The organism is Flavobacterium tructae (assembly GCF_002217475.1).
In the GTDB taxonomy this organism is placed as follows: domain Bacteria; phylum Bacteroidota; class Bacteroidia; order Flavobacteriales; family Flavobacteriaceae; genus Flavobacterium; species Flavobacterium tructae.
This window is the reverse complement of sequence record NZ_MUHH01000021.1, coordinates 65,329-80,722: the sequence shown is the minus strand read 5'-3', so window position 1 is coordinate 80,722 and position 15,394 is coordinate 65,329. Positions and strand designations below refer to the sequence as shown.

At 34.2% G+C, this 15,394-nt stretch carries 14 protein-coding genes; all 14 read left to right on the top strand.

Annotated elements, in window-relative coordinates; translation table 11 throughout:
* The first annotated feature begins 6 nt into the window (after nucleotides 1–6).
* The gene (locus B0A80_RS09790; RefSeq protein ID WP_089077173.1) at nucleotides 7–729 is read left to right on the top strand and encodes a thioesterase II family protein; all 723 of its coding nucleotides are present in this window, start codon (nucleotides 7–9) and stop codon (nucleotides 727–729) included.
* A 169-nt stretch (nucleotides 730–898) separates the two neighbouring features.
* Complete coding sequence (locus B0A80_RS09785; protein WP_089077172.1) at nucleotides 899–2,551, top strand: cyclic peptide export ABC transporter; 1,653 nt, start codon at nucleotides 899–901, stop codon at nucleotides 2,549–2,551.
* Between the two features lie 166 nt (nucleotides 2,552–2,717).
* Nucleotides 2,718–5,102: a penicillin acylase family protein gene (locus B0A80_RS09780; RefSeq protein WP_089077171.1), complete on the top strand. Its 2,385-nt coding sequence runs from the start codon at nucleotides 2,718–2,720 to the stop codon at nucleotides 5,100–5,102.
* Nucleotides 5,102–5,473: a hypothetical protein gene (locus tag B0A80_RS09775; RefSeq protein ID WP_089077170.1), complete on the top strand. Its 372-nt coding sequence runs from the start codon at nucleotides 5,102–5,104 to the stop codon at nucleotides 5,471–5,473. Before B0A80_RS09780 ends, B0A80_RS09775 begins: the two co-directional genes overlap by 1 nt.
* Nucleotides 5,474–5,712: 239 nt before the next feature.
* The gene (locus B0A80_RS20775; protein ID WP_157495779.1) at nucleotides 5,713–5,871 is read left to right on the top strand and encodes a hypothetical protein; all 159 of its coding nucleotides are present in this window, start codon (nucleotides 5,713–5,715) and stop codon (nucleotides 5,869–5,871) included.
* Nucleotides 5,872–6,171: 300 nt separating this feature from the next.
* The gene (locus B0A80_RS09765) at nucleotides 6,172–6,873 is read left to right on the top strand and encodes a 4'-phosphopantetheinyl transferase family protein (protein WP_089077168.1); all 702 of its coding nucleotides are present in this window, start codon (nucleotides 6,172–6,174) and stop codon (nucleotides 6,871–6,873) included.
* Between the two features lie 116 nt (nucleotides 6,874–6,989).
* Entirely contained in the window at nucleotides 6,990–8,240 is a 1,251-nt protein-coding gene (gene ccrA, locus B0A80_RS09760) for a crotonyl-CoA carboxylase/reductase (protein WP_089077167.1), read from the top strand.
* A gap of 397 nt (nucleotides 8,241–8,637) precedes the next feature.
* Nucleotides 8,638–9,669: a helix-turn-helix domain-containing protein gene (locus tag B0A80_RS09755; RefSeq protein WP_089077166.1), complete on the top strand. Its 1,032-nt coding sequence runs from the start codon at nucleotides 8,638–8,640 to the stop codon at nucleotides 9,667–9,669.
* Between the two features lie 103 nt (nucleotides 9,670–9,772).
* Nucleotides 9,773–10,234, top strand: a complete 462-nt coding sequence (locus B0A80_RS09750) for a nuclear transport factor 2 family protein (RefSeq protein ID WP_089077165.1) — start codon at nucleotides 9,773–9,775, stop codon at nucleotides 10,232–10,234.
* 44 nt (nucleotides 10,235–10,278) lie between these two features.
* The gene (locus B0A80_RS09745) at nucleotides 10,279–11,412 is read left to right on the top strand and encodes a nuclear transport factor 2 family protein (protein WP_089077164.1); all 1,134 of its coding nucleotides are present in this window, start codon (nucleotides 10,279–10,281) and stop codon (nucleotides 11,410–11,412) included.
* Between the two features lie 215 nt (nucleotides 11,413–11,627).
* Entirely contained in the window at nucleotides 11,628–12,680 is a 1,053-nt protein-coding gene (locus B0A80_RS09740; RefSeq protein WP_165769241.1) for a serine hydrolase domain-containing protein, read from the top strand.
* A 264-nt stretch (nucleotides 12,681–12,944) separates the two neighbouring features.
* A complete protein-coding gene (locus B0A80_RS20770; RefSeq protein WP_165769240.1) occupies nucleotides 12,945–13,091 on the top strand; it encodes a hypothetical protein in 147 nt (48 codons plus the stop codon).
* Nucleotides 13,092–13,312: 221 nt separating this feature from the next.
* Entirely contained in the window at nucleotides 13,313–14,002 is a 690-nt protein-coding gene (locus tag B0A80_RS09735; protein ID WP_017495525.1) for a response regulator transcription factor, read from the top strand.
* Nucleotides 13,992–15,359: a HAMP domain-containing sensor histidine kinase gene (locus tag B0A80_RS09730; RefSeq protein ID WP_089077162.1), complete on the top strand. Its 1,368-nt coding sequence runs from the start codon at nucleotides 13,992–13,994 to the stop codon at nucleotides 15,357–15,359. The genes B0A80_RS09735 and B0A80_RS09730 overlap by 11 nt, the downstream gene beginning before the upstream one ends.
* The last annotated feature ends 35 nt before the right edge of the window (nucleotides 15,360–15,394 follow it).

The window sequence follows — 15,394 nt, the reverse complement described above, 5'->3', positions numbered from 1 at the left end:
CAAGCTATGTATTCAAATCAAAAAACACAGATATTTTTATTGCATTTTGCAGGAGGAAGTTGCTACTCTTTTGATTTCCTAAAGAATTATATTCAGAATAGTTTTGAGTATCATGCCTTAGAACTTCCGGGCAGAGGAAAAAGAAATCTCGAAAGACATTTTCATAAAAAGACAGATGCTGTAGATGATTACGTGTCTCAAATTAAAAGATTGAGAAATAGTAACCAACCCTATATCATCTATGGTCATAGTATGGGAGCAACTTTAGGATTGTCAGTTGCAAAAAAAATGGAAGAACAACTGGACCCGCCCCATATATTAATTGTTTCAGGTAATCCGGGGCCAGGTGCTTCTTATAATGATAAAGTGAGACACTCCTTAGGTGATTCTGAATTTAAAGAAGAATTGAGATCTCTGGGAGGAGTTCCGGAGGAAATACTTGAAGATGAAGATCTCTACAATTATTTCAGTCCTATCATGAGAGCCGATTTTGAAATTTTAGAAAAAAACAAACTTTCTGAAGTAGGTCTTGTAATTAACACTCCAATTTTTGCCGTGATGGGAGATCAGGAAGAAACGGTCAAAGACATTCAGAACTGGGAACTATATACCAGTGGAAAATTTGACTATCAGGTACTGCCCGGAAATCATTTCTTTATTCACAAGCAGGTAAAAACATTGGCAAAAATTATTAGTGAATGTGCTGCTTATTCAGCAGTGTGTGCATAACAGAAGCCAGGTAAAAGCGATTAGATAAGCCTGTACTTATAGTCTTTAGCGAGAATATATAGTCAGGCTTTATCAAAAGCACAATTATCCCACCCGAAACTAAATCAGTAAAATAGAAACTCCTGCGTAGTGGGGCCGGGGACTATTTGCAATTTTATTAAAAAAAGATATGAAAAATAATATATCAAAAATTAGCGACAATAAACTTATACCTTTAAGGCCCTTAATTGGATATTCTTTACTGGCAATAGTTTCAGGATTGTCAGGGTTTGCATTTATAACAATAATTAATAAAATTATAAGCAGTTCCATCGCCTCAAACGAAACAGTATCCATGCAAAATTATCTATATCTTTTTGCAGGAACTATTCTAGTTTTTTTTGTTTCGCGCAGATGGCTGTCGGAAGGTATTATTCGATTGTCCCAAAAAATATACTGGGACGTTAGAAAAGATGTAATAAAATTAATTCTGAGAGCTCCATACAGAAAACTTCAGGAATACAAAGAGGAGGTATATACCACATTGTCGACTGATGTAAATCACATTTCAAATGCCTCTTTAATGGTTATTACTTTTTTTTCTTCGATCATTCTTATACTGGCCTGTTTGGTATATATGGCATTTTTGTCCTTGAAATTATTCGCAGTTAGTCTGGCAGTCATAACAGTAGGAGTAATCATATATGCAGTTAGGGCAAAAACCAGTAACGTACAAATAAAAGAAGTAAGAGAATTAGAAAAAGTATTTATTGGAATTTTTAACAGCATTCTGAACGGAGCCAAAGAAATTAACATCAATAGCGACAAAGGAACCCAGATTTACGATAAGAAAGTAATGAAAATTGCCGCAATCGGAGAAGATAAATATGTTACGGCACTTTTAAAATATCTAAATAGTGAGATTATAAGTCAGTTATTATTTTATAGCCTTATTACATTTATTCTGGTGTTTGCAGGACCAGTTTTTCAAACGCCTACAGCAATCAAAATAAACTTCATTTTTGTTTTATTGTATTTAATGGGGCCTATTGTAAGTGTAATGTCGATTATCCCAGTAATGAACAGAGCATTAGTATCTCTTAAAAAAATGGAAAAATTGAAAAAAGAACTTACCGAACTTGAAAAATTGAAAGAGGTTGATGATAAAGAAGAATACAAAGATTTTTCAAATTTAAAAATACGAAACTATGCCTTTTCTTTTGGAGAAAATCAATTCTCAGTCGGGCCGATTAACTTTGACATCAAAAGAAATGAAATTGTTTTTGTGTATGGAGGTAACGGGGAGGGTAAAACTACCTTTATTAATACAGTCTTAAACTTGTATGATTTGGATAATGGAGAAGCTTATATCGACGGGGAATTAGTTCCGCTAAAAGAAATAGAAAAAATAAAGAATCTTTTTGCGCCTGTTTTTAGCGATTTTTATTTGTTTGATGAGTTCTACGGAATAACGAATGTTGATTATGATAAAATAAATAAATACCTGAAATTGTTTGAATTAGAAGGAAAAGTACACATCAAAGACGGCTATTTTTCGACCACTCACCTGTCGACAGGACAACGCAAACGAATTGCTTTAATCAATACACTTTTAGAAGATCGACCTATCATTGTGTTAGATGAGTGGGCAGCAGATCAGGATCCATATTTTAGACATAAGTTCTATACCGAAATTATCACTACGCTAGTTAGAGACGAGGATAAAACAATTATTGCCATCACACATGATGATAAATATTACAATACTGCAGATACTTTACTTAAAATGGAGTATGGTAAATTAGAAAAAACAAACATTTCTGAACTTGCAGAAATCTTTTAATATAGTCTATATCCTAATACATTTCTTTTTGGCCCCATACAGTTCTCTTTTTATTTTCCGGTGAAAAGAGTGGGGCCTTATGTGCTTTGTAAAAATGGAAAAATTAAGGAACAAAGTCGATTAATCAAATAAATATTATTGTCTATAAAGATATAATCTCAAAAAAATGAAAACGAATAAAACTAAAAAAATAATCAAAATAGCACTTTTTGTGCTATTATCCCTGGGCTGGATATTTGTTAGCACTTCTAAAGTGGGGCCATTTGGCTCTTTGGGAAAATTAACAACTTATAAAACAGGTTTGTTGTCCGTACCTCTACAAAGTGAGGGAATACAAAAGATTCACGGCGATCAAAAATTAGATATTTATGTAGATAATGTTGGAATTCCACATATCTATAGTGCTACAAAAACTGCAGCAGCTTACGGACTGGGATACATGCACGCCAAAGACAGGTATTTTCAAATGGAAATGATTTCAAGAATCGTACAGGGAAGATTATCAGAGTTTCTATGGTCGGGAACTTTAAAGTCAGATAAATTTTGGAAGCCATATGAATTTGAACAAAAATCAGAAGAGATACTGGCGAGTTACAAAAAAGGAAACCCGGAATTTTATGCTTATTTACAGGCCTATTCTGATGGAGTTAATGCTTATTTAGATAATAACGAGAATACAGATCCTCTGTATAAAGCCTTGGGAAAAGCGCCAAGAAAATGGAAAACAGAGTATTCATTACTATTCAACTGGTATTTGAGTTATACATTAACTTATTTCGATCACCATATCGACCAGCAGGAAGTTTTTGAAAAACTACCAGGAAAAGAGATCACTTATTTTTATCCTCTACAGCCAAAAGGAATAAATACTATTTTGCCTTCCGGTTTAATACCTTCCGATGTAAATGTCCCTCATTTAGGAGCAAGTTTTTCGGTAACAGCTCTGGAAGAAAAGGTTCAAAAAGAACCTTCTCTATTTGATTTAGGAGCCCAGCTAATGACAAATCATAAATTTTATCGAGGTATAGGAAGTAATAACTGGGTGGTAAACAACACCAAAACAAGGAGTAAAAATAACATTTTGGCAAATGATCCGCACTTGTATTTGACGCTTCCGGAAGCTTTTTATGAAGCTCACATTGTAACAGGAAGTCTAAAAGCATATGGTTTTACAATACCAGGTGTTCCCGTAATAGTAAGTGGTCATAATGATAGAATTTCCTGGGGAATTACAAATGGAGAATGGGATTTAGTGGATAGATACAAACTTCAGGTAAAAAACGACAGTCTGTATCTCTATGAAGGGAAATGGATTCCTTTCCAAATTAAAAACTATACTATTAAAGTAAAAGGGAAACCAGACCATATCGAAAAATACAGAAGTACAATACAAGGTAAAGTGATCAAAGAAGAGAATGGAGAATATTATGCACAGCATTGGTATGCTGCTGAAAAAAGTAATTCTGTAAAAGCAATGTACGAAGTGATGAAAAGTCGAAATTGGGATGGTTTTTCGACCGCTTTGAAAGGTTATAGTTATCCTCCTCAAAATTTTGCTTACAGCGATGTAGACAATAATATTGGAATAGTATGTGCCGGAGAACTCCCAGCAAGAAGCAGCGATTATATAGGTCAGGTATTAGACGGTACTAAAAAATACATTCCAACGAAACCATTAGGTGCATTCTGGTCTGCTTTTAATCCAGATAAAGGATTTTTGTTTTCAGCAAACCAACAGCCAATTCAAAACAATGTTTATTTTGGAGCACATGGTTCAAAAGACGATTACAGAGCCAAACGTATTTATTCGGTATTGGAAGAAAAGAAAGACTGGTCAGTTGCGGAAATTCAGAAAATGCAGAGCGATGTTGTTGATGTTTCTCTTAAAGATTTTAAAACATTAATGAACAATTATCCACAAAAAGAGAAGTATGATGGTATTGTAAAAGAACTAAAAAACTGGGATGGAAATATGAGCGGTGACGGAAATCAGGGATTGGTTTTTGAAATGTTGCGAAGAGTCTCTCTAAAAGAAGCAAAACAATTTGCGAAAAATAAATTACAGGTAAAACTAGAGCCTTCACTGCAGAACTTCTTAAAGTATTTAAATGATAAAAAATATACTATTCCAGGTGGTGACAATAAACAAAAAATGGTAAACGCTATTTTCGAAAAGACATTGGATACCCTGACACAAAGTTATGGCGATCAATGGAAAAAAGTTACCTACAAAAAGATGTCTAAGTTTGATATTAAAAATATCCTGTTCGTACCTGGATTGGGAGAAAAAATTGATAATATAGGAGGGAACGAAAATACAATTAACATCAATACAGAAAAGTTTCATCCGGTTTTTCGTGCAGTATACGAAGTGAAAAACGGAAGCATACAGGCCCACACCATTTTGGCAGGTGGTCAGAGCGGTTTAATAAACTCTAGACATTACAAAGATCAAATCGAATCCTGGAGAAAAGGCCAGTACAAAAAGAGTCAATTCGTGAACAATCCTGCGAAACTCGAAAAAATTATAACTACTATAAAATTTAACTAATGAAAAATATATTGAATTACTTGCCGTACATAGTTGTATTATTAGCACAATTTTTAATAAACAACTATACCGTAATATTGATCCTTACCATTGTAACAGGTTTTATTGCAGCTTTTAAAATTGAAAACAAAAGGGTTTTTCTAAAGTGCTTTTTAATTGGACTTGTGGTAGCCACTACCGTATTTCTTATCTACGAATCGCGCGTAGAGTATGTAAAAGATCTTCTTGTGAATTTAGGCTTATCAAGTCTTTTTATCTATGTGGTCTTTCCGCTTTTTAGTGCTTTAAACACCGCAATTCTCTTCTTTTTTGGCTTTAAAATTGGTACGTTGATTTTAGAAAGGAAACTTACTAGAGCCAGTCAGGCGTAGGATTTCAATAAAACCTGTAAAATTTATAGAAGACGGATAGTGGCCAAAGCGCACCGCAATGCCAGACCGGTTTTATTTAGGATTACAATTATGATAGGTACAGACCGTCTCTTTCTAAAAGAGACGGCGGTCTATTGTCTATTGGAGTACGAGTTTTGAAAGCTGGCAGAATTCACCCAAACCGTAAAATCAAGCTCTTTTCTAAAAAAATACTATTAACAACCAAAAACACCAAAAAGATGAAAGATAGTAAGCCAAAATGTAACTGTGCTAAAAATGGAGTAATGTGCGCACTTAAGATGAGTTTAATCAAACAAGGCGCATCAGTAGCTGACACTACGGCAAAAAGTAAAGCAGTTTGTCCTTTAAAAGCAGCAATATTCAGTTCTGCTTCTTAAACCGGCATATGACCTTGAAGAGGGTAATTAAAATGGAACAAATTATTTGTAAACAACCTTTTAGAGATTTAAAAATAGTTTGATTTATCAGATCCGTAGATATTCCATGAGGATATGAAACAGTTAAAATAGTGTCATTGTTGCAAGTAACAACTGATGGCATTGTAATCAATACTGAGAGCAGTATTTCAATTATACGTATGTATCATTGAAACTAAAAAAATATAAAATATTGGTAAAGTCTAATGCAAAATATACAGCGAGAAACCTCATTGTAAATTTTTATACACCTTAAATAGTATGATGCAAAATTCGACACATTACTTAGCCTTTAATGATTTTGAATCCATTCCTAAAATAGATTTAAAAGAAGATGAATATTACTTATTTCAGTATTCAAGTGATAGTAATCTTGATCAGGGTATTTTAAAATACTACCTGGAATTTTTACCTCAAAAGTTTAGACAGGAAGTACTTAAATACAGAAGATGGGATGACAGATATAACTGTTTGTTTGGAAAACTAATGGTTTGCATGGGATCTCACATAATGGGAAACAACACATTTGAATTCGATAAAATTGTTAAAGACATTTATGGGAAACCTTATATGTTAGACAGCAGTTTTAACTTTAATATTTCACATAGCGGCAATACAGTTGTATGTGTTTTTAGCAAACAGGAAATAGGAGTTGATATTGAAGAAATCAATGAAATCAATTATTCCTTATTCGAAAATGTATTTTCCACTCAGGAATTTGCAGAAATCAATCGTGATGGATTGGATAAGTTTTATGAATTCTGGACCAGAAAAGAATCAGTAATCAAGGCAATCGGAAAAGGAATGTCTATTCCGCTTACGGAAATTGAAATCAATAAAGGTCATGTAACCTACGGTGAAGATACCTGGTATACAAAAAGCTTTAAAATTGATAACAAGTTTTGTTCGATTACCACAAAGTACGATCAAATAAAATCCAGACAAACCCATATCCTGTTTTAGCAGCCTTTAAATAGAATTGACCTTCTGCGAATTGAAGGTAGTCGTCGCAGAAGGAATTTAAGGTTGCACAACTACTACAGCAAGAAAATAATTAAAAATAAAAAACGAATCTAATTATGGAAAAATTATTACTTGAACTTGAAAGAGAAATAGTTCTAAAAGATTTATATGAAATGGATGAATGTCCGCCATTAGGACATACTCCCGCTTTAATGCATGCCTATGTCATTCGACCGGAAAATCATGGAACTCCTTATCAGGCGTTTCAGCAGGAAGTGATTAAAACCCCTAAATTGGGATTTAATGAAGTTCTCGTTAAAGTGATGGCTGCCGGAGTAAATTACAATGGTCTTTGGGCTGGATTGGGGGAACCGGCTTCGCCTACTGCATTTCACGGCAAGGATTTCCATATTGCAGGAAGTGATGCATCCGGAATAGTATGGGAAATTGGAGAAGGACTAAAGAATAATCCGGAATTTAAATTTAAAGTTGGAGATGAAGTCATCGTACACTGCGGACAAACCTGTGGTATATGTCAGGAATGTAACGGAGGTAATCCGATGTTATGCGAATCACAGAAGATATGGGGATACGAAACCCCTTATGGTTCCTTTGCACAGTATACCAAAGTTCGTGCACAACAATTACTTCAAAAACCCAAACACTTAACCTGGGCAGAAGCGGGAGGATATATGCTGACTTACGCCACCGTATGGAGAATGCTCTACGGTTTTGCTCCAAACGATTTGAAGCCCGGTACCAATGTATTGGTATGGGGTGGAAGTGGAGGTTTGGGAGCTTCCGCCATTCAGTTAATTAAATTGGCAGGAGCCAATGCGGTTGCCGTTACGTCAAGTGATGAGCGCGGAGAAAAATGTCTGGAGCTTGGAGCTGTCGGTTATATTAATCGGAAAAAGTTCAATTGTTGGGGAGCTTTACCTGACATTGGTAATAAAGAAGAATACAAAGAATACTTAAAAGAAGTCAGGAAATTTGGAAGCGCCATTTGGGACATATTAGGCAAAAAAGTGAATCCTGATATTGTTATTGATCACATTGGCTCACAAACCCTTCCCGTAAGTACCTATGTTGTAAAATCCGGAGGTATGGTTGTTTTCTGCGGTGCTACATCAGGATTTAATATGTCTTTTGATGCCTCATTCGTCTGGATGAGACAAAAAAGAATACAAGGCTCTCATTTTGCATCCCTGTCTGAATTGTATCATGCCAATCAACTGATTTTACAGAAAAAATTCCATCCCGTAATATCTGATGTGTTTACCTGGGATGAACTGCCTTTAGCACATCAAAAAATGCTTGATAATAGTGTTGAATATGGAAACATTGTCATTAATCTTGCTTCGTAATAAAACAGCACAAAGTTATTTTTATACCAAAACAAACATCTAAAACAAAAATAAATCAAAACCTCCAAAATCGTATGATTCTGGAGGTTTTTTTATGCCTGGTAACGATTTTTGGATGTGATCTGTTTTATTCGGAAGCGATTACAGCAACAGTAATTGTTTAGAACAGAAAAAAGAGTTTTCAATACCATTTAAAAGACGTAATATTCAAAAAATAGGGCCTCTTTTAAATTGTCGGTTTTTACTGCGATTGCATTTTTTCTTCACAAAAAAACTTTATCTTGGCAGAGAAAATAGAGTCTGTTTCTTCTGTAAATCCGGCTGATAACAGAGCCTGAAGGGATTCATTGAAATCAGAGATTATAAAACAATAAACCGTACCAAAAAACAGATAAGAATGTTATCATCACATGAATTGTTATTCTTTTTTAGTGCCTTAGGAGCTTTTAATGGTTTCCTGCTTTCCTTATATTTTGCGGTAAATGCCAAAAAGAAAATTTTTGCAAACTATTATTTATCCTTGCTGTTGTTAGTATTAAGTATCAGAATTATAAAATCGGTTTTCTTTTATTTTAATCCTCATTTATCGAATACTTTTATTCAAATCGGACTTTCGGCCTGCATTCTTATTGGCCCTTTTCTATTTTTATATCTCCGATCTTACAGTCCCTATTCCAAATCAGTCTGGATTGCACATACAATACCTTATTTGGTAATCATGGCAATTCTGGGAAGTCTTTATTCTTATGTAGAGCATCCTCAGATCTGGCGTATGTGGATTGTAAAAGCCATATATCTTCAATGGTTGGTTTATATCGGTTTTTCTTTTAAATATATTCAGCCAATTCTGAAGAAAATCAAAGAGAAGGAGAGCTTAAAAAAGTTAGAAGTATGGTTCCTTAGCATCTATTTTGGAGTAGCTCTGGTTTGGGCAGCCTATACTTTCGCTGCTTACACTTCTTATATCGTCGGAGCATTATCGTTTACCTTTATTTTATACCTGATCATTTTACTGTTAATTTACGGAAATAGTCAGGAAACTACTTTCTTTCAGGAAAAAGAGAGATACAAAAACAAAAGCATTGATAAAGAGACATTAGATCTGATTAGTCAAAAATTTTCTGTTATAGTAGAAAAAGAACTTTTTTTAAATTCCAATTTCACTTTGGAAGAAGCGGCAAAAGAACTAAAAGTAACCAAACATATTTTATCACAATATGTAAATGAAGTAGTAGGCAAATCCTTCTCCAATCTCATTAAAGAATACAGAATCGAGAAAGCAAAAGAGCTATTAGAAACCGAAAAAAACTATACCATTGAAAGTTTGGGTTATGATAGCGGTTTCAATTCTAAATCAACGTTTTTCACCGCCTTTAAAAAACAAACCGGATTAACCCCCACCGAATATCAAAAACGGTACTCCAAATGAGTTCTTATTTATAGAATGAGACTTCAGTTTTATAATCTATACCCTGTAAACTAAGACGATACCGGACATTTGCATTCATTATTAATAACCTAAAAAATTAAAAATGAAAAAAGTGTTTTTGTTTATCGGATTAAGTCTGTTGTTTTTTAAACCAAATGCCCAAAGTCAAAATACTACTGATGACTGGAGTTTGATTCAAAAAACACTAAATCTCTACCTGGATGGTCAGGCCACCAGTGACTCTGTCAAAGTAGGTCAGTCATTTCACAGTTCCTGGCAGTTGAAAGGCTTCAGAGAAAAAGAATTCGTAGTCGTTCCCAAATCGAAGTATCTGGTAGGATACAAAAAACGTGATGTTAAACCGGATTATTGGTCGGGTCGTGTCGTTTCTATTGATTTTACTAATAATGCTGCCAGTGCCAAAGTAGAGATCAGCACTGCAAAGCTATTGTTTGTTGACTATTTCCATCTTCTGAAAACAGATCAGGGCTGGTTTATTGTAGATAAAATTTCAACCCGTACTCCTCATAAAACGGTTGAAGCGGAAGTAAAACCAAAAGGATAACCCAGTACTTTTTGTTCAAACTAAAACCGATAATCTCCAGAAAAATGTTTAAAATAATCGTTTTATCACTAGTTTTTACGGGACTGTATCCTCAAAGTATTCATGCGCAAAAAAACATACTATTTGTCACCTCAAATCAGGATTTTTATGGCAATACGAAAATAAGTACATCCAATCACTTTGAAGAAATAGTAATTCCGTACGACATATTTACAAAGGCAGGCTACAAGGTTGATTTTATAAGTCCGAAGGGAGGAGCAATTCCTATTGGATACATTAACGCTTCCGACAGTATCCAAAAAACATACTTATACGACAGTTGGTTTATGAGTAAATTGAAACAGACCAGAAAACCTGAAGAAGTTACGGCTAATGATTATTCCGCAATATTCTATACAGGCGGAGGTGCCGCAATGTTTGGTGTAGCCGAAAACCAGACCATTCAGAAATTAGCAGGAGCAATCTATAAAAAAAATGGAATAATTTCCACGATTTGCCATGGAACAGCAGGAATTGCTTATTTGAAAGACGAGAACGGAGTTTCACTCTATGTGGGACGAAAAATCACCGGTTTTCCGGATGAATTTGAAAGTAAAGAGATGGCCTATTACAAAACATTTCCCTTTTCGATGAATAAAGCAATTGTAGCAAATAAAGGAAACTTTGTTTATTCAGAAAAAGGAAGAGACGCTTTTTATGTAACAGATGGCAGGTTTGTAACGGGGCAGGATCCTACTTCAGGTACCAAAGTGGCCAATGAGGTACTCAGATTAATCAGGGAAAACGATAAAGAGGCAGGAAATAATACTGTAAAAAGTGACTTTGATCAAATCACCGAAGTTCTGATAGATTATATTGAAGGTACGGCAGAAGGACAGCCAGAAAGACTGAGAAAAGCCTTCCATCCCAATTTTAATTTGTACACAATAACCAATGATACGCTGTGGACACGTTCCGGTAAACAATACATCGCTAACATAAAAACTGGGGAAAAATTAAACCGAATCGGACGCATTCTTGCGATTGATATGGAGAAAGATGCCGCAATTGCGAAAGTAGAAATTAAAGTACCCAATTGGCGCACTTTTACAGATTACTTTCTAATTCTTAAATACGAAGGAAACTGGAGAATAGTACATAAAAGCTACAGTTGGAGAGCTATTCCTAAAAAAGAATAAACCATAAAAAAACATCCGCTAAACGCAGTTTGATCAAATAAGGTAATCAAAAAAACAGGATTTTTTTCGATTAAATATATTGGGGTAAATTAAAAAGTTAAATATCCTGAAAACCGATATTTTGGCAAACTGCAACTAGTTGGAAGTATTACGTATTAACAGAGATGAGGTCTCCGGAAATAGTTCAAAAACGAATTAAAAAACAATTAGATGCTATGATAAACAGATTTTTATTGACCATAATTCTAGGTTCATTTTGGGCAATAAATATAGAGGCACAAGTCAAAAGCAATAAAAAAATTGACGCCTATATAGTAGAAATTAAGAAGCAGTACAATATTCCGGGTTTGGCTGTGGCCGTAGTAAAGAATGGAGTACTGATTCACAAAAAAAATTACGGACTGGCAAATATTGAAATGAGTGTTCCGGTAACCGATAAAACGTTATTTCCCTTATTCTCGACCACAAAAGTAATGTCAGTTGTAGCCGTTTATCAATTGATCGAACAAAACAAGCTGTCGTTGGAGAGTACTATTTCAGATTTTGTAGAAGATTTACCCGATAGTTGGAAGAAGGTGAAAATTAAAAATCTCTTAACACATTCATCAGGATTGCCGGATATTGTTGAGTACACGGACAGTAAAGAAGAAGATGCGAAACAAAAAGTATATAGCGATACCATAAAGTTCAGCCCAGGAAACCAATTCGATTACAACCAAACCAACTTTTGGCTTTTAAATCGCATAGTTCAAAAAGTAACCCGAAAAAAGTTAAGTGAATATATCCTGGATACTCAGTTTCCTTTATCACAAAAAGAAGCCGTCTTTGAAGGTAATAATTTAAAAGTCGTTGAAAATTTAACCTATGGCTATGTCAATACAGCAAATAGTGGACAGATTTTAAAAAGAAACTGGAACTTTCCGGAATACGAATACGGAGCTGCTGCCCTAAATTTAACGCTTGATGCATTTGTAGAATGGAATAGGAAACTGGACAGCAACGAATTTATTTCAGAGCAAACGAAAGTTCAATTGTTAAAACCCTTTGATTACGAAGTCAAAAGGGATTTTACTTATGGACTGGACTTCATAAAAGTTAAAGGAGAAGTATCTTATGGTTTTTCCGGAGGCGTGTCCACAGCTTTCAGGAAATTCACCAACAAAAAAGTAACCGTAATTCTTCTGGCAAACGGAATGTTTATACCCACAGACAAATTAAACGGAATAAACGAAGTGGTAAACAAGATTGCAAGTATTGCCTCTCCATAACTTTGGTACTTTTACCGTTTAGGGATTTATTTTACTCAGGTTGAGATTTTTTTTTTTGGAAAAGTAATTTAATCCTTCCATTTTGGATGGATGATCGTATCATTTTGATAGGTATTGGTAAATTGAGAAATATGCTTTTAGTTTTAGTTGTTTGTTAGTCAGTGTTTTGTTTAGTTAAAAATATTTTGGCATATCAATTGTTTTTAAAATGCAAATCGGAATACCGATACTAACAGGTGTAAAACAATATAAATTAGAGAAACCATGAATGAAGATAAAATAAGAAAGAAAAAAATAAAGAAATTGGGCATATCAAATAAAGCGATTCGGCAAAAAGACAGGGTTATCAATTTAATGGTATTTACTACGATTTTTTTTATTGCACTTTTAATGATTTCACAAATAGTGTAGACACTGTTGAATAAAGACATCACATTACATCTTTTAAAATTTCATGAATTTGCATCATCAGGAAGTTTTAAAATAGAGAAGCCGTCACAGAATTTGTTTTGTGACGGTTTCTTTATTAGATCAAGTTTATTTAAGCACATTTACAGAACTTTTCTAAGAGGATTATTAGAAAAATTTTGTAAAAAGGACTGGCAAGTGAAATAAAATCTAAATTTGTAAGTATGAAAATTTTAATTGTAGAAGACGATTTAAGAGTTGCTGAGCTTATCCGAAGAGGATTGGAAGAACAGGGGTTTATCTGTACTTTAGTTTATGATGGAATTTCAGGAAAGAAAATGGCCCTGCAAAATGAGTTTGATCTAATGATTACCGATATCATTTTACCAAAAATGGACGGATTAGATTTGTGTAAAGTCATTCGTGAAAACCAGCCCAACTTGCCTATTATTATGCTGACCGCTTTGGGTACCACAGACGATAAGGTGGAAGGCTTTGATGCCGGAGCCGATGATTACCTTGTGAAACCTTTTGAAATGCGTGAATTATTGGTTCGCATAAGAGCCCTACTCAAAAGACATATAAACATAGGAAATAATTCAGGAAATGTTTTAAAATATGCGACTCTTGAAATGAATCTCAATGAAAAAACAGTCAAAAGAAATGGAAAAGAAATTAATCTTACGCCAAAAGAATTCAATCTTTTGGAGTTTATGCTTCTGAATCCTGAAAGAGTTTTGTCAAGAGTAGAAATCGCAGAAAAGGTCTGGGATACTCATTTTGACACCGGAACTAATTTTATTGATGTCTACATCAATTATCTAAGAAAAAAGATTGACAAAGATTTTGACCAGAAACTTATCCATACCAAATCTGGGATGGGATTTATCCTGAAATTAAATAATGAGGATTAGAACGCACTTAACCATATTATTCAGTATCATGACAGCTGCAATTTTGCTTGTATTTGCAGCAATTATTTATTTTTCAGCCAAAGAAGACCGGGAAAAAGAGTTTTATGCCGTTCTGAAAAAAGAAGCAATTACCAAGGCCAATTTGTTTTTTAATGCCAAAGTAGAGGTAAAAACCCTGCAAAGTATTTATCGAAACAACCGTAAAGTGCTTAATGAAGTTGAAGTGGCGATTTATGATGTTAATTTCAATCTTCTTTACCATGATGCTGTTGATATTGATTTTGTAAAAGAAACACCCGAAATGGTTAAGGAAATTTACCAAAAGGGCGAAAAACGTTTTTATCAGCAGGATTGGCAGGTGATAGGGTTGAGGTATACGTATGAAAAAAAGAGCTACATTATTACCGCTACTTCTTATGATCAATACGGTTACAGCAAATTAAATAACCTGCTTCATAATATCATTTTTGTCTTTACACTTTCTATTTTATTCATTTACGCGGCAGGAAGATATTTCTCCAGAAAAGCATTTGAACCCGTTAAGGAAATGACAGATCAGATGAAGAATATTACAGCTACTAATCTTGATTTACGTTTAAATGATAATGAAAATAAAGATGAACTTTCAGAATTGGCCAATACCTTTAATGAAATGCTTAATCGTTTAGAAAACTCTTTTGATGCCCAAAAACAATTTGTTTCCAATATATCCCATGAATTGCGTACGCCGCTTGCTGCGATTATTACCGAATTAGAACTTTCGATTACTAAAAACAGAGAAATAAGCGAATATCAATTAGCCATACAAAGCGCTTTAAGCGATGCCCGAAAATTAGCCCGATTATCAAATAGTTTGCTGGATTTTGCCAAAGCAAGTTATGATCCTTCTGAAATAGCATTCAAGCAAGTGCGTATAGATGAGGTTCTTTTGGATGCCAGACAACAATTACAGAGGGCAAATTCAGAGTATAAAGTAGATATTCATTTTGAACAGGAATTTGAAGATGACAGCGAAATTTCAGTAAAAGGGAACGAATATTTATTAAAAACTGCTTTTGTCAATCTTTTCGAAAATGGATGTAAGTTTTCAGAGAACCGCCAAAGCATGGTTTCGGTTTCCTTTGATAGAAAAAAGATCATATTGAAATTTTCAGATAAAGGAATTGGTATTCCATTAAACGATATAAAAAACATTTTCACACCTTTTTACAGAGGAGACAACAAAAAATACGCAGAAGGCAACGGTATTGGATTGTCTCTGACCCACAAGATTATTCAGCTGCATAACGGTACTATTACCGCAGTTTCAACACCTTCAAAAGGAACAACTTTTACCATAATATTAGAGAGTTTGTGAGGGGCTCTAATGGAATTCTAATTTTTTTCTATTTG